The following is an 18,670-nucleotide window of genomic DNA, read 5'->3' on the forward strand; positions in this document are numbered from 1 at the left end:
CGGAGAGGACCGCGATGACCGAGACGGCAGCCCGTCCCGTCGTCCGGGCGCCCCGCCCGGACCGGCTGGCCCATGTCGTCCTGCGCACCCGCCACCTCACGCCGATGGTGGACTGGTGGCGAGAGGTGCTGCAGGCCGAGGTGGTCTTCCGCAACGACTTCATCGCCTTCCTGACCTTCGACGAGGAGCACCATCGGATCGCGATCGTGCAGCCGCCGGAGGTGGGGGAGCCGGTGGTGGCCGGCTCCGGACTGGACCACATCGCGTTCACCTACGCCACTCTCGGGGATCTGGTCGCCACCTACGAGCGGCTGCTGGCGGCCGGGGTGCCACCCACCTGGGTGGTCAACCACGGGCCGACCCTGTCGGCGTACTACAGCGACCCCGACGGCAACCAGGCCGAGCTCCAGATCGACAGGTTCGCGACCAACGAGGAGGCGACGGCGTTCCTCGCCTCGCCCGCGTTCGCGCGGCACCCGGTCGGTCACCGGGTGGACCTGGCCGACCTCGCCCGCCGCTACCACGAGGGCGAGGACCCGGCGGTCCTGACCGCCTACAAGTACGACCACGAGAATCGCTGAACACCGACAGGAGAGCTGAGCAGACCTGATGGGAACACTGGACGGACGGATCGCCCTGGTCACGGGCGCCGGGTCGGGACTCGGCGTCGCCTCGGCCCGGGCCCTCGCGGCCGCGGGCGCGAAGGTGCTCGTCACCGACCTGAACGCCGACACCGCGGCGGCCACGGCCGCCGCGATCGCCGAGCAGGGCGGTACGGCGGTCGCCACCGCCCACGACATCGCCGACGAGAGCGCCTGGGCGGCCGCGGTCGAGACCGCCCGCCGTGAGCTCGGCGGCCCGGTGACGGTGCTGCACAACAATGCCGCGCTCACCATCGGCCCGGTGATGGACCGCGATCGCGACCCGCTCAACCTGGACCTCGACGCCTGGAACACCAGCCTGTCGGTCACCCTCACCGGGTCGGCCCTGGGCTGCAAGCACGTGCTCCCCGGCATGCTGGAGGCCGGTACCGGGAGCATCATCAACATGTCGTCGACCCGCGGGATCACGGGCGCGACCTGGCGGATGAGCTACAACACCGCCAAGGCGGGGATCCTCGGCCTGACCCGCACCGTCGCCGTGCACTACGGCGCGCAGGGAATCCGCTGCAACGCGATCGTGCCCGGCGTCTTCGACACCCCCGCGCTGCGCGGCGGGATCCCGCAGGAGCGGGTCCGCGAGGTCGAGCGCTCCCACCTGCTCAACCGGATGGGGCGTCCCGAGGAGCTCGGCAACGCCGTCGTCTTCCTCGCCTCCGACCTGTCCAGCTTCATCACCGGCGCGGTCATCCCCGTCGACGGTGGCCAATCCGGCTTCAGCGAGGGCCTCGCCCCCGCGACCAGCCGTGGAATCGAGGACTGACCCATGAGCGCACCGAAGACCCTGGTCATCGGCGGCACCGGCCCGACCGGTCCGCACATCCTGCAGGGCCTGCTCGACCGCGGGCACGACGTCACGATGCTGCACCGCGGGGCTCACGAGCCGCCCGACCTGCCCGATGTGCGGCACCTCCACGCCGACCCGCACTTCCCCGAGACGCTGGCGGAGGCGGTGGGCGACGCCGAGTGGGACGTGGTGGTGGCGACCTACGGCCGGATGAAGGTCACCGGTGAGTACTTCGCCGGGCGCACCGGCCAGCTGGTGTGCGTCGGCGGCGTCCCGGTGTACCGCGGCTTCATCGAGCCGCAGGGATCGCGGCCGTGGGGCATGAAGGTCAACGCCCGCGAGGACAGCCCGATGGCGGACACCGCGGAGGTGCCGGCCAAGTTCGCGATGCAGATCCTCAACGCCGAGCGCTCGGTGCTGGCACGCGCCGCGGACGGCGCCTACCGGGCGTCGTACGTGCGCTATCCGCAGATCTACGGGCCGCGCAATATCGTCCCGTGGGAGTGGGCGGTGCTGAAGCGGATCCAGGACGATCGGCCCTACATGATCCTGCCCGACGACGGCCTGTGGCTGTTCTTCCGGGCCGCGGCGCGCAACGCCGCCGCCGCGATCATGGCGATCGTGGACCAGCCCGACCTCGCGAACGGCGAGTCCTACAACGTCGCCGACGACGACCAGTTCAGCATGCGCCAGTGGGCGGAGACGGTGGCACAGATCTGCGGTGCCGAGCTCGACTTCATCGGCATCCCGTCGCTGATCGCACCGTCGGCGATGAACGAGTTCCTCGCACCGGCGAGCCGGCCGCACATGACGGTGGATGCGTCCAAGATCCGCACGCAGCTGGGCTATCGCGACGTGATCACGGCGTACGACGCTCTGGCCGAGACCGTCGCCTGGCTGCGGGAGAACCCGCCGACCCCCGAGGCATACCCGATGTACACCGGGAAGTTCGACTACGACCTCGAGGACCGCCAGGTCGCGGCGTACGCCCGGGCCGTCGAGGCCTGTCTCGCCGAGGCCCCCGACCAGGCGCCACCGCTGGCGCACCCGATGCCGCACCCCAAGGTCCCCTCGCTCACCGTCGACGAACGCGGTCGCTGATGGCGATCCGGCAGGAGCTCGGCGCCACCGGCGTCTTGGAGCTGGTCATCGACGCGCCACCGGTCAACGCCGTCGGCATCGCCGACCTGGCCGAGCTCGCGCGGGTCGTCGAGGGCGTCGCGGAGCGCCCCGACGTAAGCGTGGTGCTGCTGCGCGGCGAGGGCCGCGGCTTCATCGGCGGCGGCGACGTCAAGGAGGTCCAGCGACTCGAGGGCTTCGAGGGGATCCTCGGCCAGGTCACCGGGTCGACCGACCTCACCGTCGGGATCCACCGCTGCGCGGTGCCCGTCGTCGCCGCGGTCCATCGCTACTGCATCGGCCTCGGTGTGCTGGTCGCCGGAGTCTGCGACGTCGTCGTGACCGACGAGGGGTGCACCTTCGTGCTCGCCGAGGTCGACAACGGGGCCACCGGTGGTGCGGTCCAGGCGATGGGCCTGATGCCCGACAAGCGGCTGCGCCAGGCGATGTTCACCTGCGAGCCGGTGCTGGGCCGGGAGCTGGCGACGTACGGCACCGTGGTCGCGGTCCCCGACGAGGCGGCGGTGCTCACCGAGGCCCGGCGGCTCGCCGAGGTGATGGCGAGCAAGCCCGCCACCGTGCTGCGGGCCGCGAAGCAGGCGGTCAACGCCAGCGCGCAGCGCGACATCGAGGAGCTCTACCGCGCCGAGACGGCGTTGACCCTCGAGCTCAACATGCGGGGCGACGCCCGCGCCGCCCGGGAGACCTTCGTCTCCGGCGAGCGGCGCGGCTACCTCAGTCCGCGCGACTGACCGCGACCCCGGCATCGATCAGCGCGGCCGGGTCCAGGCCGGCGGCGGCGAGGACCTCGACGGTGTGCTGGCCGGGCACCGGGGGCGCGGTGGGCTCGGCCGCGGTCGACCGGGAGAAGCGCGGCGCCGGCCCGGAGTGCAGCCGGCCGTCGCGGTCGACGACGGAGCCGCGGGCCCGGACATGCGGGTGCTCCGCCGACTCGCGCAGGCTGAGGACCGGGGTGACGCAACAGTCGATGTCGGCGAAGAACGCGGTCCACTCGGTGCGGGTGCGAGCGCGGAAGGCGTCGGCGAGCACCGCCCGCGCCTCGGACCAGTGGCCGCGGTCGTACTGCCGCTCGACCGGCAGGTCGAGGCCGAGTGCCGCCACCAGGCGGGCGTAGAACTTCACCTCGCCCGCGCCGACGGCCATGTGCTCGCCGTCGGCGGTCTCGTAGACGCCGTAGTACGGCGCCGCACCGTCGAGCGCGTTGGCGCCCCGCTCGTCGACCCACAGACCCTGCGCCAGCAGACTGTGCAGACTCGACAGCATGTGCAGCACGCCGTCCACGATGGCGACGTCGACGACCTGGCCGGTGCCGGAGCGCTCGGCCTCGCGGAGCGCGGCGAGCACGCCGGCCACGAGGTACATCCCGCCACCGCCCCAGTCGCCGACGAAGTTCACCGGCGGCACGGGTGGGCCGTCCGCGGGCCCGACGGCGTGGAGGGCGCCGGTGAGGGAGATGTAGTTGATGTCGTGCCCGGCCATCGCGGCGAGGGGGCCGTCCTGGCCCCAGCCGGTCATCCGCGCGTAGACCAGGGCGGGGTTGCGGGCCAGGCACGCGTCCGGACCGAGGCCGAGTCGCTCCGCGACTCCGGGCCGGTAGCCCTCGGTCACGATCTGGGCGTTCTCGACGAGGGTGAGGACGGCCTCGGCCGCGTCGGGGTGCTTGAGGTCGATGGCGACCGACTGCTTGCCTCGGTTGAGGAAGTCCAGCGCGGGGTCCATCGCCTCGGTGCCCTGGGCGTCGACAGCGGGCCGGTCGACCCGGACCACCTCGGCGCCCAGGTCGGCGAGCAGCATGGTGGCGTAGGCGCTGGGCCCCAGCGCGCCGAGCTCGAGCACGCGCAGACCTGCGAGTGGGCCGGTCATGGGGTTCCTCCTCCGCCGACGGGGTCAGGTGCCGGCGGCTCAGGAACCTACCACTGTTCGGAAAGACTCTGGCCGAGGTATTCCAAACGCTGTATGGTTATTTTGCCCGCCGCAGTCCGCGGGCCACCGCACGAGCGAGAGGTCGCCGATGTCAACCGATGCACCCGTCAAGTACTCGCGGACGCCGTACCTGGTCGTCCAGCGCGACAACGCGGTCCGCAAGGACGTCTATGGAACGATCGACGACTCGGTCGTCCTCCACGCGCAGCTGCTGCGTGGTGAGCAGGACTCCGACACCTGTGTGGTCGCGATGCACCCCATCGGGTCGCCCGGCTACCTGCCGATGTTCTCCGGTCTCGCGCGGGCCGGCTACCACGTCGTGGCCAGCGACACCCGCTACGGCAACGGCGACGCCGCCCTGATCATGGAGAACGTGCTGCTCGACCTGGGCGCGGTCGTCAAGGACGCGCGGGAGCGACTCGGCTACCGCAAGGTGATCCTGGCCGGGTGGAGCGGCGGCGGGTCGCTGATGATGGGCTACCAGGGCGAGGCCGAGAAGCCGGTCATCACGCAGACCGGTGCGGGGGAGTACACGCCGCTGGCGGACGCCCAGCTCAGCGCGGCCGACGGTGTCATGATCCTGGCCGCGCACCGCAGCCGTCATCACCTGCTGACCGACTTCCTCGACGCGTCGATCCTCGACGAGTCCCGGCCCGACGTCCGCGACCCGGAGCTGAACCTGTACGCCGGCGACAACCCGAACCAGCCGCCGTACTCCGCCGACTTCGTGGCTGCCTACCGGGCGGCGCAGCGGGCCCGCAGTGCCCGGATCACGGCCTATGCACAGGAGCGGCTGGCCGATCTGAAGGCGCAGGGCCGCGAGCACGAGGAGCACTGCTTCGTCGTCCAGGGCACCATGGCCGACCCGCGCTGGCTGGACGGCGCGGTCGACCCCAACGACCGCGCCCCGGGCTCCTACCTCGGCGATCCGCGGCTGGTCAACGACGGCCCGTCGGCGCTGGGCCGCTACACGACGACCCGCAGCTGGCTGTCGCAGTGGTCCTTCGACACCGCCCAGGTGGACGCCGTCGACGCGGCCGCCCGGGTGACCAAGCCGGTGCTGATCCTGGAGAACTCGCGGGACGACGCCTGCCCGCCGGCGCACCCGAAGGCGATCTACGAGGCCCTCCCGACCGCCGAGAAGCAGTACAGCGTGATCGAGGGCGCGAACCACTACTACAGCGGTCAGAAGAAGCACCTCCAGTCGGCGATCGACCACATCGACGGGTGGATGGTGCAGAACGGCTTCGGCCGGTGACCGCGGCCGCACTCGAGGGGCTCCGGGTCCTGGAGGTCGGCCACATCATCAGCGGTCCTTTCTGCGGGCACCTCTTCGCTGATCAGGGCGCCGAGGTCATCAAGGTCGAGCCGGCCGAGGGTGACGCGATGCGGACCTGGGGCGGGATGTACAAGGGCGTCGGCCTGTACTGGCCGGTGATCGGGCGTGGCAAGAAGTCGGTCACCATGGACCTGCGTACGCCGGCGGACCAGGTGCTCTTCCGCGAGCTGGCGCGGACCGCCGACGTCGTGATCGAGAACTTCCGGCCGGGCACCCTGGAGCGCTGGGGGGTCGGTCCCGACGACCTGCGTGCCGTGAACCCCGACCTCATCCTGGTGCGGATCACCGGCTACGGGCAGACCGGGCCGATGCGCGACGTGGCCGGCTTCGGCTCGATCGCCGAGGCGATGAGCGGCTTCCGCCACCTCTCCGGCGAGCCGGACCGGCCTCCGGTGCGGGTCGGCGTCTCGATCGGCGACGCGCTCGCCGGGACCCAGGGCTTCGTCGGGGCCCTGCTCGCGCTGCTGGCGGGCCACCTGCGCCCGGACCGGCCGCGGGGTCAGGTCGTCGACGTCGCGCTCTACGAGGCGATGTGGATGTACATGGAGGGGATCGTCCCCGAGTTCGCCAAGCTCGGCCAGGTCCGCGGGCCGTCCGGCCCGCTGCTCCCGGGCATCGCGCCGTCGAGTGTCTACCCGACGCTGGACGGGCAGTGGGTGGTGATGGGCGCCAACAAGGACAATGTCTTCGCCCGTCTGGCCGAGGTGATGAGCCGGCCGGACTGGGTCGCCACCGACGGCCCGTACCGGGCCCACGGCCAACGCGGTGCGGCGCAGCTCGAGCTGGACGCGGCGATCGCGGAGTGGACCGCGCGCCACGGCATCGACGAGCTGCTCGCCCTGCTGGAGGACGCCGGCGTGCCCGCGGGCCGGATCTACACCGCGCCCGACATCCTGGCCGATCCGCACTACCGCGCGCGGGAGATGGTGATCGACGTCGCCACCCCGGCGCTCGATGACGAGACGGTGCCGATGCAGGGCGTCGTGCCGAAGCTCTCGCACACCCCGGGCCGGGTCTCCCGAGGCGCGCCGCGGCTGGGTGAGCACAACGCGGAGCTCCTCGACGAGCTCCGGGCCGAGGTCGCGGAGAGGCTCGCGGCGACCGGGAGCTGAATCAAACGGTGAGTGGTTGACCCAATAACCAAAGACTGTTAGGTTCTTGGTTGTCCGAAAGGGTGCGCGGACGCAGCGCACGATGCCGAGAAAGAGGGATCCCATGAAGTTCAACCTGATGTCGCTGGGTGATCTCGTCACCGACCCGGTCACCGGTGAGCGCAGCACGAACGCACGGCGCTACCAGATGTTCCCGGAGATGGCGCAGATCGCCGAGGGCGTCGGCTTCAACGGCATCAACATGGGCGAGCACCACGGCATCGAGTACATCTACTCCGCGCCGCCGGTCGTCCTCGCGGCGATCGCCGAGCGCACCAGCACGCTCCGCCTCGGCACGGCGGTCACGCTGCTCGCCAACCTCGACGCGCTGCGCGTCGCGGAGGACTACGCGACCGTCGACGTCCTCTCCCAGGGCCGGGTCGACGTCGTGCACGGCCGGGGCAACTTCTTCGCCTCGACCTACACCCTCTTCGGCCAGGAGCTCGAGGAGTCGGCCGACCGGTTCAAGGAGAACGCCGAGCTGCTCGACCAGCTGTGGCGCGGGGAGCCCGTGCACTGGTCGGGCCGGTTCCGCCCCTCGATCAACGGCGAGACCCTCCAGCCGGCACCGGTGCAGGCCGCGGCCGACTGCATGTGGATCGGTGGCGGCAGCTCGCTCGAGTCGGTCGAGCTCGCCGCCCGCCTCGGCTGGAAGCTGATGCTGCCCAGTGCCTTCGGCGACCCGTCCTTCTTCACCAAGGTCGTCGACCACTACCTCGCCGTGTGGGAGCAGGTCGGCCATGACTGGGAGCCCGAGATCGGCGCCGGCTGGCACGTCTGGGTCGCGCCCGAGAGCCAGAAGGCCCGTTCGCAGTGGGAGCCCCGCTATGCGGCGTACCACGCCTGGATGAACGACCTTCTCGGCAAGGTGAACCCGTCGATCCCGAAGCAGAACCAGCGGGCGTTCAACTTCGAGTGGCTCACCACCAAGGGTCCTGCCATCGTCGGCAGCCCCGACGAGGTCGTCGAGCGGATCGCCTCGCTCTCCGAGCTGCTCAAGGTGACCACCCACCTCGCCTACATGGACATGGGCGGCATGCCCGAGGGCGAGCTCTTCGAGGCGATCCAGCTGTTCGGCGAGAAGGTCATCCCCCAGCTGGCCTGACGGTCGTCCCCTCCCGTTCGTCCCTCCACCAGCCAGGAGCTGCCGTGCCCGAGAAGGTCCCTGCCGGCGTCGCGTCATTCGCCCTGACCGGGAAGGTGGCCGTGGTGACCGGTGCGAGCTCTGGTCTCGGCGCCGGGTTCGCCCGGGCCCTCGCCGCGGCGGGCGCGGACGTGGTGCTCGCCGCCCGCCGAGAGGACCGGCTGACCGCGCTCGCCGAGGAGCTCCGCTCCGGTGGCACCCGCGCCCTCGCTGTGCGCTGCGACGTCGCGTCCCCCGAGGACTGCGCGGCGGTCGTCGACCGGGCCGTCGCCGAGCTCGGCGCCATCGACATCCTGGTCAACAACGCGGGCGTCGGGACCGCCGTCCCCGCGCTGAAGGAGACCCCCGAGCAGTTCCGCGGCGTCATCGACGTCAACCTGCTCGGCGCCTACTGGATGGCGCAGGCAGCCGGCGCGGTGATGCGGCCGGGCTCCAGCATCGTCAACATCGCCAGCGTGCTGGCGCTGATCAAGTCCTTCGCCCCCCAAGCCGCGTACGCCGCCAGCAAGGCCGGACTCGTCGGCCTCACCCGGGACCTGGCCCAGCAGTGGTCGGGCCGCCGAGGCATCCGGGTCAACGCCATCGCGCCGGGCTACTTCGTCACCGACATGACCGACGAGATCCCGCGGCCGATGCTCGACGAGTTCGTCGGCCACCACTCGCCGCTCGGTCGGCTGGGCGAGCCGCACGAGCTCGACGGCGCGCTGCTCTTCCTGGCGAGCGACGCCTCGTCGTACGTCACGGGCATCACGCTCCCGGTCGACGGCGGCATGTCGGGTCACTGACCCACACCCCACCCTCGCAAGGAGGAGCGATGACCTCGCCCACCACCGCGCCCGCGCTGCCGGCCCCGGCCGCCGGGAGCGACGATCTCGACCTGCTCGCCGCGATCGAGCAGCGGGTGCTCTGGCTGGCCACCGCCATGATCGACCACGCGAACCGGCGGCCGAACGCCTCGGGGCTCAAGGTCGGCGGCCACCAAGCCTCCAGCGCGTCGATGGTGAGCATCATGACCGCGCTGTGGTTCACGCGGCTGCGGCCCGAGGACCGGGTCTCGGTCAAGCCACACGCCTCGCCGGCGCTGCACGCGGTCAACCACCTGCTCGGCGACCTCGACGCGTCGTACCTGACCCGGCTGCGGGAGTTCGGCGGCCTGCAGAGCTATCCGAGCCGGACCAAGGACCCCGACCGCGTCGACTACTCGACCGGATCGGTCGGGATCGGTGCCACGGCGCCGATCTGGGGCGCCGTGGCCCGCCGCTACGTCGACGACCGCACGCCCGTCCCCGCGCAGCGGCGGGGCCGGCAGTACTCGCTGGTCGGCGACGCCGAGCTCGACGAGGGCGCGGTCTGGGAGGCGGTGCTGGACCCCGGCACCGCCGACCTCGGCGAGGTGGTGTGGATCGTCGACCTGAACCGCCAGTCGCTCGACCGGGTGGTCCCCAATATCGCGGTGTCCCGGCTGCAGCGGATGTTCGACGCCGCGGGTTGGCAGGTGCTCACCGTGAAGTACGGCGGCCGGCTGCAGCGACTCTTCGAGCGACCGGACGGCGTGCTGCTCGAGCAGCGCATCGACACCATGTCGAACCCGGAGTACCAGCGGTTGCTGCGCTGCGGCGCCGAGGAGATCCGGGAGCGGTTGCCCGGCGGCGGCGCCTCGGCGCCGGCGATCGCGCGGCTGCTCGCGGGGGTCGAGGACGCGGAGCTGGTCGCCGCCGTACGCGACCTGGGCGGTCACGACCTGGCCGCCCTGCTCGACGCCTTCGACCGGATCGACGACACGCGCCCGAGCGTGCTCTTCGCCTACACCGTCAAGGGCTACGGGCTGGCCAGCGCGGGCCACCCCCAGAACCACTCCAACCTGCTCAGTCCCGAGCAGCTCGCCGACCTGGCGGCACGCACCGGGGCCGACCCGGACGACCCCTGGGCGGCCTTCGCCCCGGGTACGCCGGAGGCCGCGCTCTGCGCCGCGGCGGCCGCCCGGCTGGCGCGGCCGTCGGCCGGCACGGTCGCGCCGCCGCCGGTGCCCGCCGACCTCGGCTGGTCGCCGCAGGGCCGCACCTCGACCCAGCAGGCGCTGGGCCGCACCCTGCTCGACCTCACCCGGTCCGCACCCGCCGTGGCCGAGCGGGTCGTCACGGTCGCGCCCGACGTGGCGTCGAGCACCAACCTCGGCGGCTGGCTGAACAAGGCCGGCACCTGGTCGAGCACCGAGAAGCGCAACTGGTTCGCCGACGACCGCGAGACCATCCTGCACTGGACGGAGCGGCCGACCGGCCAGCACATCGAGCTCGGTATCGCCGAGGTCAACCTGGTCGGCCTGCTCGGCGAGCTCGGGGCGACCTGGAGCCGCTGGGGACACCCGCTGTTCCCGATCGGGGTCGTCTACGACCCCTTCGTCGGGCGGGCGCTGGAGCCCTGGTCGTTCGGGATGTACGCCGGCGGGCAGTCGATCCTCGTGGGCACGCCGTCCGGCGTCACCCTGGGCTTCGAGGGCGGCGCCCACCAGTCGATCACGACCCCCTCGATCGGACTGGAGCAGCCGGGCTGCGTCGCCTTCGAGCCCGCCTTCGCCGTCGAGGTCGAGTGGGCGCTGCTGGACGGTCTGTCCCGGCTCGGCCGCCCGGACGGCAGCTCGACCTACCTGCGGCTGTCGACGCGCGGCGTGGACCAGGGCCTCGCCGACCTGCCGGCGGACCCGGCGGCCCGGGAGCGGAGGCGCCGCCAGGTGCTGGCCGGCGGCTACCGGCTGCGCACCGCGCCGGGCGCGGACGTCGCGATCGTGGCGATGGGAGCGATGGTGACCGAGGCCCTCGCCGCCGCGGACCGGCTGGCCGCGAGCGGCGTCCCGGCGGACGTGCTGGTCGTGACGAGCGCCGACCGGCTGCTGCGTGCCCATCGCGCCCGCAGCGGGCTGGACGTGGCCGAGACCTGGATCCTGGACCACCTGTTCGACCGCCCGCAGGGCCTGGTCACGGTGCTCGACGGGCACCCGCACACGCTGGCCTTCCTGGCCGCCGAGAACGGTGGCCGAGGGATCCGGACGCTCGGGGTGTCCGGCTTCGGGCAGTCCGGCGACCTGCCCGAGCTGTACGCCGTGCACGGCATCGACGCCGACGCGATCGTCCGCGCCGGCCTGGACCTGGCCGAACAGGGCCGACGAGGAGGACCCGATGGCACCCGCTGAGCCCGCCCGCGCGCTCGACCCGGTCGAGCGACTGCTGGCCGTCGAGGAGTGTCGCCGGCTGATGGCCGAGTACGGCTGGCGCTTCGACCACGGCCTCAGCGTCGAGGTCGCCGAGCTGTTCACCGAGGACGGCGCCTGGCGGTCGAACACGATCGAGGCCGTCGGGCAGGCCCAGCTGCGGGCGTTCTTCGCCCGCCGGGCCGCGATGACCGAGCGGCTCACCCGGCACGTCGTCACCAACATCTCCATCGACGTGCTCGCCGCCGACCATGCCCGCGCACGTTCCTACGCCGTGGAGATCCGCGACGACCGCGGCGCGGACGGACTCGGCGTCGACACCCGCCCCGGCGTGGTCGGCGACTACCTCGACGAGCTGGTCCGCGTCGACGGACGCTGGCTGTTCCGCGAGCGCCGGGTCGTCATCGAGTTCAAGCGGGAGACCGAGGCCTTCCTGCGCCAGGAGGCCGGTCCCGCGTGAGTGACGTCCTGAGCTGCCCGCTCGACCTCGGCGTCGACGCGGCCGACCTGGCGAGCGCCGTACGGAGGTGGCTGGAGCGGGCCTGCCCGCCGGAGGTCGTGCGCGCCGCGCTGACCGAGCGGTCCGCGGACGCGTCGTGGCGCCCACCCCTGCGCCACGGCCTGGTCCAGCTGGGGCTGCCCGGGCTCGCGGTTCCGGAGGCGTACGGCGGCAGCGGGGCCGGGGTCGTCGAGCTGGCCGCCGTCGCCGAGCAGCTCGGCCGGGTCCTGTGCCCCGTCCCGCACCTGTCCAGCGCGGTCCTCGCGACGCTGCCCCTGGTCCTCACCGGTGGCTCCGCCGCGGGCGAGCTGCTCACCGAGCTCGCCGCCGGCGAGCGGACGGCGGCCGTGGCGAGCGGTCCCGAGCCCTGGAGCTCGCCGCTGGTCGCGACCCGGGAGGACACCGGCTGGTTCGTCGACGGGGCCGCGCCGGCGGTGCTGGACGCCACGACCGCCGACCGGCTGCTGGCCGTCGCCACCACGCCCCACGGGCCGGGGCTGTTCCTGGTCGAGGACCGCGCCGACGGCCGGGTCGCGGGCGGCGAGACGCCGATGGACCTGACCCTGGACGTCGCGCCCGTCGTGCTGCGCCGCGCGGCGGCCCGCCCCGTCGCCGTCCCCGGACCGGGCGACCGGGAGGAGCCCGACGGCGTCGCCCAACGGCTGCGCACCGCCCACCATCTCGCGGCCCTGGTGCTGGCCGGTGAGCAGGTCGGCGGCGCGGCGCGGATCCTCGAGCTGACCGTGGAGCACGCCCGCGTCCGGCACCAGTTCGGCCGGGCCATCGGCTCGTTCCAGGCGGTCAAGCACCGGTGCGCCGACCTGCTGATGACGCTGGAGTCCATGCGCTCGGTCGTCCGGGACGGGCTGCTCCGCTGCGCCTCGGTCCTCGACGGCGGCCCGATCGACCACGACGCGGTGGCGCTGGCCGCCGACCTGGCCCGCTCGGTCGCCGCCGACGGGTACCTGCGAATCGCGACCGCGGTGATCCAGCTGCACGGCGGCATCGGCTTCACCTGGGAGCACGACGCCCACCTGTACCTCAAGCGAGCCCGGGCCACGCAGCTCCTGCTCGGAGGGCCCGGCCGGTCCCGCGAGCGGCTGCTGCCGCTGCTCCTCGCCGATGCCGCCCGGACCGGCTCCGAGACGGGCGTGGCGACCGACACGACGCCGGTGCCGCCGGCGGTGGCGGCGTTCCTGGCGCGCCATCCGGTCGCGAGCACGCCCGACCGCGACCTGCGCGCTGCCCGGTACGACGCCGGACTGGCCGAGCAGGGTGAGGTCGAGGCTGCCTTCCTGGCCGCCGGCGCGCGGGACTGGTCCGGTCGCAACGTGATCGGACTCGGGATGGCGATGGCCACGATCCGCGCCCATGGCAACCCGGAGCAGCAGGAGGCGCACCTGCGACCGTGCTTCACCGGCGAGCACATCTGGTGCCAGCTCTTCTCCGAGCCGGGGGCCGGCTCCGACCTGGCCGGCCTGGCGACCCGCGCGGTCGCCGACGGCGACGACTTCGTGGTGACCGGACAGAAGGTGTGGACCTCGCTCGGCCATGTCGCCGACTACGGCCTGCTCCTGGCCCGGACCGACCCGGACGTGCCGAAGCACCGGGGCCTCACCTACTTCCTGTTGGACATGAGGCTTCCCGGCATCGAGGTCCGGCCGCTGCGCCAGCTCACCGGCGAGGCCGAGTTCAACGAGGTCCGCTTCGACGGGGTGCGGGTGCCGCGCTCGGCCGTGCTGGGCGCGGTCGGCGACGGCTGGCGGGTGGCGATGACGACCCTGATGAACGAGCGGGTCGCCATCGGCGGCAGCCGGGCGCCGCGGCACGGCGGCCCGATCGCGACCGCGCTCGCGTCGTACCGCCGCGCGGTGGCGCGCGGCGTGGCGGGCCCGATCGAGGGCGACCGGCTGGTCCGGCTGTGGTCGGCGGCGGAGGCGGCGCGGTTGACCAGCGCGCGGTCCGCGGCCGGTGGCGGCGACCCGGGACCGCAGGGCTCGATCGCCAAGCTGCAGATGGCCGAGGGCAACCAGGCGAGCTACGACTTCTGCGTCGAGCTGGCCGCGGCCGAGGGGCTCTACGTCGACGACTACGACCAGGGTGACGGCGCCACCTCCGCGGTGTTCGGCTCCACCGATCCGCGCAAGGCCTGGCTGCGCTCCTTGGCGAACTCGATCGAGGGCGGCACCTCGGAGGTGCTCCGCAACGTCCTCGGCGAGCGGGTGCTCGGCCTCCCGGGCGAGCCCCGCGTCGACCGTGACGTCCCGTGGAGCCGCACGCAGCGTTCCTAGTCTCCCAGTCCCCGAGCCCCGGAGGTCCCCATGTCCCGTGCCTACTTCAGCACCGTCGTCCCCCGTCCCCGTCGACGACGTGTGGGCGGTGCTCGGCCGGTTCGAGTCGATCGCCGACTTCGTCGGCAAGCTCTCGGCCGGTGAGCTCGAGGGAGGCGGCGGCCCGGTGGTGGGCGCCGTCCGCCGGCTCACCATCGCGACCGGAGGAGTCGCCCGCGAGCGCCTGGTCAGCATGGACGCGCGCGACCGCAGCTACCAGTACGAGTTCCCGGCCGAGTCGATCCCGTTCCCGGTGCGCAGCTATCTGGCGACCATCCGGGTCCGGCCGGTGACCAGCACCGGCACGACCTTCGTCGAGTGGTACGGCGACTTCGACTGCGACGCCGCGGTCGAGGAGGAGATGCGCACGGCCTTCCTGTCCCGCTACGTGGCCTTCACCGCCGATCTGGTCGCCCACCTCGGCTGCTGAGCCAGGCGCCGGCGGGTCAGGCGATCGCGCAGGCGTCGCCGCACTCCTCGTCCCACGCGGAGGTGACGGAGTCGCCGAGCTGCTGCCAGACGTCGACGGCGGCCACGATCCGGGCGGTCGTGTCGGGGTTCACGGCGACCTCCGCGCGCGGTGCCCGGGCGGCGGCCACGGTGGCCTCGAAGCCGGTGTGACGCGGGTCTACCACGGGCACGTCGAGGGCCTCGCGCAGCATCGGCGTCAGCCGGCTCATGCACGAGCAGCCGAGCACGATGCTCGCGGCGCCGTCCTCCTCGACCGTGCGGAGCGCGGTGGCCAGGACCCGGGCGGCGATCGGCGAGCCGGGGTCGTGGGCGGCGGCCATCGCGCCCGCGCCCCCGCCGTGCTCGCCGAGCTCGGGCTCCTCCAGCACGTAGCGGGTGCCGGTGCAGCTCGCGGCGGTGCCGGTGGCGGCGAGCACGCGGTCGTAGTAGATCTGCGTGCTGGAGGGCCACACGGTGACGATGCCGAAGGACGGCGCCGCGGAGAGCGCGGCGGCGATGGACGACTCGCCGGCGCCGGCGGTGGGCAGCGCGGTGGTCCCGCGGATCAGGTCGACGCCGTAGTCGGCCACCGTGTTGACGAAGATGGCGTCGAACCCGGCGCGCTCGGCGGTGACCGCGGCATCGACGTACACGAGGTCCTTGATGGTGAGCCGGGCCGGGTCGGTGGCGAGCGGGACGTCCACCCGCACCAGCACGTCCTCGACGGTCACGTCCGCCGGCCAGGTCGACCGCTCGGGGATCAGGTACGTCGCGCTGGGCGGCGTCAGGTGGGCGATCCGCATGTCTCCTCCAGGTGTGGTCAGCTCAGCTGGGCCCGGCCGCGCCGGATGATCTGGTCGCTGCGCGTGCCGACCGCCTCGGGACTGAAGGTGGCCTCGGCCCAGGCGACGGAGCGCCGGGCCTCGATCGAGACGGCGTCGGCGAGGGTGGTCGCGGTGGTGGCCTGGTAGAGGTCGAGGAACTCGGCGGCCAGGGCCGGGTCCAGGTCCGCGGCCTGGAGCGCGAGCCGGCGGGCGGTCGGGAGCAGCTCGGCGGCGGGGACCACGTGGTTGACCAGGCCCCAGGCGAGTGCCTCGTCCGCGCCGACCATCCGGCCGGTGAGGCTCATCTCGCGGGCGCGTCGGACGCCGACCGCCTGCGGCAGCAGGTAGGTGAGGCCCCAGCCGGGCAGCACGCCGACCCGGGCGTGGGTGTCGGCGAAGGCCGCCTCCTGGGCGGCGATCAGGAAGTCGCAGTGCAGTGCGATCTCGAGGCCGCCGGTCGCGGTGGGGCCGTTGATCGCGCCCACGAGCGGGGTGGACAGCCGCGGCCAGGGCCGGGGCTCACCGGCGAACGGACCGACCGTGCGCATGTTGTCGCCGGTGCTCCCGAGCTCGCGCAGGTCGAGCCCCGCACAGAAGGAGGACCCCGCTCCGGTCAGCACGATCGCGTGCACGGCGGCGTCGGCGTCGGCGTCGCGCAGGGCGGTGGACAGCTCGGCGATCAGCGCCGAGGTGAGCGCGTTGCGACGCTCGGGCCGGTTCAGCGTGATCGTGGCGACCGGTCCGTCGTGCTCGATCCGGACCAGGCTGGCGGAGGACATGTCAAAACACTACAGTGTTTGATTATTGCACGCCAGAGTCGATGAGAGATGGAGGCCGGGATGGCACAGCGATGGCAGCGGTTCGGGTTCGACTCGACGGTCGACGATGTCGTCGCCGGCGTCGACCTGACCGGCCGGCGCGCGGTCGTGACGGGAGCGACGTCGGGGATCGGGGTCGAGACGGCCCGGGCGCTTGCGCTCGCCGGCGCCGAGGTCACCCTCGCCGTCCGCCGGCCCGACGCGGCCCGCGACGTGGCGCGGGCGATCACCGAGGCGGTCCCCGGTGCGCGGCTCGACGTCGCCCGGCTGGACCTGGCCGATCTCGCGACGGTGCGGGCGTTCGCGGCGTCGTACGACGCTCCGCTCGACGTGCTGGTCAACAACGCCGGCATCATGGCGCTGCCCCGCCTGGAGCGGACCTCCTACGGCTGGGAGCTGCAGCTCGCCACCAACTTCCTCGGCCACCACGCCCTGGTCGCCGGGCTGAGCGACCGGCTGCGCGAGGGGGCCCGGGTGGTGTGCCTGAGCTCGGCGGCGCACCTGCGCTCGCCCGTGGTCCACGACGACCTGCACTTCCGGTTCCGCCCCTACGACCCGTGGCTGGCCTACGGTCAGTCCAAGACGGCCGACATCCTGCTCGCGGTCGAGACCCGGCGCCGGCTGGGGGACCGTGGTGTCCGCGCGTTCGCCGTCCATCCCGGGATCATCCACACCGAGCTCCAGCGCCACATCGACTGGGACACCACCGACCTGCCGCTCAAGTCGCCGGCCCAGGGTGCCAGCACCTCGGTGCTGGTCGCGACCGCTCCCGAGCTCGCCGAGGGCCCGGTGGCGGACCTGCCGGTGTACTGGCAGGACTGCGCGCCGGCACCGGTGGTCTCGTCTCGCCCGCGCGACTACTCCGGCGGTGTCGCGCCCTACGCTCTCGATGCCGAGGCGGCCTCCCGGTTGGCAGAGATCGCCGACCGGGTGCTCGCCGACCTGTGATCCTGGAGGAGTGGACGTGGAGCTGATCATCGCCGACGGCTCGGTCGCCGTCGCCGAGCCGGAGATCCTGACCGCGCTGTCGGTGTGCACCCGCCTCGACGACGCGACGACGTACCGGATGCTCGTGGCCGAGGGCCTCTGTGCGGAGGCTGTCCCCGCCCACCCGTCCGGCGACCACGTCTGGCTCGACATCGCAGCGCTGCGCGACCGAGCCGGCGCGGAGAAAGGGGCCGACTGGCACGAGGGGTACGACGCGATGGTGGCCTATGCGCTATCTCGGGGCTGGGTCTCACCCGACGGCGCGGCGGTGCGTGCGCACGTGGAGCGGTCGTGACCGAGAGTCTCCCCGAGGGGCTGATGTGGGGCCTCAAGGCGACTTTTCTCGCCTACCTCGCGGGGCTTCCGGACGCCCGCTTCTCAGCGACCGGCGGCGCCGTGGTCGACGAGCGACAGCGGATCCTCTTCCCGACGGAGTCGACGGAGGAGTTCGACCCGGCGCGCGGGGAGGGCACGATCCGGTTCGCGGGCGACGTCCGCTTCGCGGGTCACCACGGCATGATGTTCGTCATGGTCGCGCAGCCGTGGCTGACCTTCCGTGCGGGTGCGGCGACGCTCAGCATCGTCGACCCGGCCAGCCATCCCGCGATGGACCGCCGGCTCGACCTCCTCGACGTCGAGGAGCGCGGCTGGGGCGAACACCGCGGCGCCCGGCTCTACGCGCCGATGCCGGCGACGCTACGCGCCGCGGGGGTGGAGCTCTTCAACCACGCCTACCCGGCGGGAGAGCCCTTCGATCCGCTGTCGGTCCGCGTCGTCGTCTGAACCGTCCGGCGCCGGCGTGGATCGGTGCGTCACAGCAGGATCGCTCTGGCGATCCGCTTGAGCCGCTCGACGTGGCGCACCGTGGGCTCGTCGCGCGGGTCGAACGCCTTGGTGAGCGCCATGCCGCGCAGGCTGGTGAAGATCACCTCGCGCAGGTCGTCGTAACCGTCCCGGGCGGCGAGCTCGGGACCGAAGAAGCCGTCCATCGCCACGCGGACGGCGCGCGCGATGTCGCGCTCGCCCTCGAGCAGGGCGTCGCGGAGGGAGGGGTGCGTGCGGGCCGCGACCCACAGCTCGGTGGCGACCCAGAAGTAGCTCTGGGTGAAGGTGCCGGCCATGGTGTCGACGACGGCGTCGATCCGCTCGCCGGGGTCGGTGGGCCAGGTGTGCTCGGAGGGGAGCTCGCCGACGCGGGCGCGGGCGAGGTGGTGGGCCGCGGCGATGAGGAGGACGTCGCGGGAGGGGAAGTGGTGCAGCAGCCGGCCGCGGGAGACGCCGGCCCGCTCCTGGATCTGCAGCGTGGAGGCGCCGCTGTAGCCGTGCTCGAGCATCACCTCGACGGCCGCGTCGAGGATGCGGCGCTGGACGTCGAGGGACCGGCTCTGGACGGCGCGAGGGGGCACGGCTAGAG

19 protein-coding genes are annotated in these 18,670 nt (G+C 73.0%); 15 read left to right on the forward strand and 4 right to left on the reverse strand.

What is annotated here, in order from left to right; all coding sequences use genetic code 11:
• The first annotated feature begins 14 nt into the window (after positions 1 to 14).
• The 4 genes from FIV44_RS18440 to FIV44_RS18455 are packed head-to-tail and all read left to right on the forward strand — an operon-like array spanning position 15 to position 3,317.
• On the forward strand, positions 15 to 581 hold the full coding sequence (locus tag FIV44_RS18440) for a VOC family protein (RefSeq protein ID WP_141005719.1): 567 nt from the start codon (positions 15 to 17) through the stop codon (positions 579 to 581).
• A 28-nt stretch (positions 582 to 609) separates the two neighbouring features.
• On the forward strand, positions 610 to 1,422 hold the full coding sequence (locus FIV44_RS18445) for an SDR family NAD(P)-dependent oxidoreductase (protein ID WP_219996081.1): 813 nt from the start codon (positions 610 to 612) through the stop codon (positions 1,420 to 1,422).
• A 3-nt stretch (positions 1,423 to 1,425) separates the two neighbouring features.
• Positions 1,426 to 2,547 carry a Rossmann-fold NAD(P)-binding domain-containing protein gene (locus FIV44_RS18450; protein WP_141005721.1) on the forward strand — a complete coding sequence of 374 codons (1,122 nt, stop codon included), beginning with the start codon at positions 1,426 to 1,428 and terminating at the stop codon, positions 2,545 to 2,547.
• Positions 2,547 to 3,317, forward strand: coding sequence for an enoyl-CoA hydratase-related protein (locus FIV44_RS18455; protein WP_141005722.1), 771 nt, complete (start codon positions 2,547 to 2,549; stop codon positions 3,315 to 3,317). The genes FIV44_RS18450 and FIV44_RS18455 overlap by 1 nt, the downstream gene beginning before the upstream one ends.
• Here the strand turns inward: FIV44_RS18455 and FIV44_RS18460 are convergent.
• Entirely contained in the window at positions 3,301 to 4,449 is a 1,149-nt protein-coding gene (locus tag FIV44_RS18460; protein WP_141005723.1) for a CaiB/BaiF CoA transferase family protein, read from the reverse strand. The two genes, FIV44_RS18455 and FIV44_RS18460, sit on opposite strands and share 17 nt — an antisense overlap.
• A 148-nt stretch (positions 4,450 to 4,597) precedes the next feature.
• On the opposite strand from FIV44_RS18460, the gene FIV44_RS18465 reads away from it, so the two are divergent.
• From FIV44_RS18465 to FIV44_RS18500, 8 genes are all read left to right on the forward strand, one after another.
• On the forward strand, positions 4,598 to 5,767 hold the full coding sequence (locus tag FIV44_RS18465) for an alpha/beta hydrolase (RefSeq protein ID WP_141005724.1): 1,170 nt from the start codon (positions 4,598 to 4,600) through the stop codon (positions 5,765 to 5,767).
• The gene (locus FIV44_RS18470) at positions 5,764 to 6,960 is read left to right on the forward strand and encodes a CaiB/BaiF CoA transferase family protein (RefSeq protein ID WP_141005725.1); all 1,197 of its coding nucleotides are present in this window, start codon (positions 5,764 to 5,766) and stop codon (positions 6,958 to 6,960) included. Before FIV44_RS18465 ends, FIV44_RS18470 begins: the two co-directional genes overlap by 4 nt.
• Before the next feature lie 103 nt (positions 6,961 to 7,063).
• A complete protein-coding gene (locus FIV44_RS18475) occupies positions 7,064 to 8,104 on the forward strand; it encodes an LLM class flavin-dependent oxidoreductase (protein ID WP_141005726.1) in 1,041 nt (346 codons plus the stop codon).
• A 44-nt stretch (positions 8,105 to 8,148) separates the two neighbouring features.
• Entirely contained in the window at positions 8,149 to 8,928 is a 780-nt protein-coding gene (locus FIV44_RS18480; RefSeq protein ID WP_141005727.1) for an SDR family NAD(P)-dependent oxidoreductase, read from the forward strand.
• A gap of 29 nt (positions 8,929 to 8,957) precedes the next feature.
• Positions 8,958 to 11,330: a transketolase-like TK C-terminal-containing protein gene (locus FIV44_RS18485; protein WP_141005728.1), complete on the forward strand. Its 2,373-nt coding sequence runs from the start codon at positions 8,958 to 8,960 to the stop codon at positions 11,328 to 11,330.
• On the forward strand, positions 11,317 to 11,808 hold the full coding sequence (locus tag FIV44_RS18490) for a nuclear transport factor 2 family protein (protein WP_141005729.1): 492 nt from the start codon (positions 11,317 to 11,319) through the stop codon (positions 11,806 to 11,808). The genes FIV44_RS18485 and FIV44_RS18490 overlap by 14 nt, the downstream gene beginning before the upstream one ends.
• Positions 11,805 to 14,138: an acyl-CoA dehydrogenase family protein gene (locus FIV44_RS18495; RefSeq protein ID WP_219996082.1), complete on the forward strand. Its 2,334-nt coding sequence runs from the start codon at positions 11,805 to 11,807 to the stop codon at positions 14,136 to 14,138. Before FIV44_RS18490 ends, FIV44_RS18495 begins: the two co-directional genes overlap by 4 nt.
• Before the next feature lie 37 nt (positions 14,139 to 14,175).
• On the forward strand, positions 14,176 to 14,607 hold the full coding sequence (locus FIV44_RS18500; protein ID WP_141005730.1) for an SRPBCC family protein: 432 nt from the start codon (positions 14,176 to 14,178) through the stop codon (positions 14,605 to 14,607).
• Positions 14,608 to 14,623: 16 nt separating this feature from the next.
• Here the strand turns inward: FIV44_RS18500 and FIV44_RS18505 are convergent, their stop codons facing one another.
• Both FIV44_RS18505 and FIV44_RS18510 read right to left on the reverse strand, forming a co-directional pair.
• Entirely contained in the window at positions 14,624 to 15,430 is an 807-nt protein-coding gene (locus tag FIV44_RS18505; protein WP_141005731.1) for an aspartate/glutamate racemase family protein, read from the reverse strand.
• Between the two features lie 17 nt (positions 15,431 to 15,447).
• Positions 15,448 to 16,230 carry an enoyl-CoA hydratase gene (locus FIV44_RS18510; RefSeq protein WP_141005732.1) on the reverse strand — a complete coding sequence of 261 codons (783 nt, stop codon included), beginning with the start codon at positions 16,228 to 16,230 and terminating at the stop codon, positions 15,448 to 15,450.
• A gap of 60 nt (positions 16,231 to 16,290) precedes the next feature.
• On the opposite strand from FIV44_RS18510, the gene FIV44_RS18515 reads away from it, so the two are divergent.
• The 3 genes from FIV44_RS18515 to FIV44_RS18525 are packed head-to-tail and all read left to right on the forward strand — an operon-like array spanning position 16,291 to position 18,039.
• On the forward strand, positions 16,291 to 17,217 hold the full coding sequence (locus FIV44_RS18515; protein WP_141005733.1) for an SDR family NAD(P)-dependent oxidoreductase: 927 nt from the start codon (positions 16,291 to 16,293) through the stop codon (positions 17,215 to 17,217).
• A gap of 16 nt (positions 17,218 to 17,233) precedes the next feature.
• Positions 17,234 to 17,551 (forward strand): hypothetical protein, encoded by a 318-nt coding sequence (locus FIV44_RS18520; protein ID WP_141005734.1) that lies wholly within the window; start codon positions 17,234 to 17,236, stop codon positions 17,549 to 17,551.
• Positions 17,548 to 18,039 (forward strand): HtaA domain-containing protein, encoded by a 492-nt coding sequence (locus FIV44_RS18525; protein ID WP_141005735.1) that lies wholly within the window; start codon positions 17,548 to 17,550, stop codon positions 18,037 to 18,039. The genes FIV44_RS18520 and FIV44_RS18525 overlap by 4 nt, the downstream gene beginning before the upstream one ends.
• Positions 18,040 to 18,068: 29 nt before the next feature.
• Here FIV44_RS18525 and FIV44_RS18530 read toward each other — a convergent pair whose 3' ends face one another.
• Complete coding sequence (locus tag FIV44_RS18530; protein ID WP_181410687.1) at positions 18,069 to 18,662, reverse strand: TetR/AcrR family transcriptional regulator; 594 nt, start codon at positions 18,660 to 18,662, stop codon at positions 18,069 to 18,071.
• Positions 18,663 to 18,670 lie beyond the last annotated feature (8 nt).

The sequence above is a fragment of the Nocardioides humi genome, assembly GCF_006494775.1.
In the GTDB taxonomy this organism is placed as follows: Bacteria; Actinomycetota; Actinomycetes; order Propionibacteriales; family Nocardioidaceae; genus Nocardioides; species Nocardioides humi.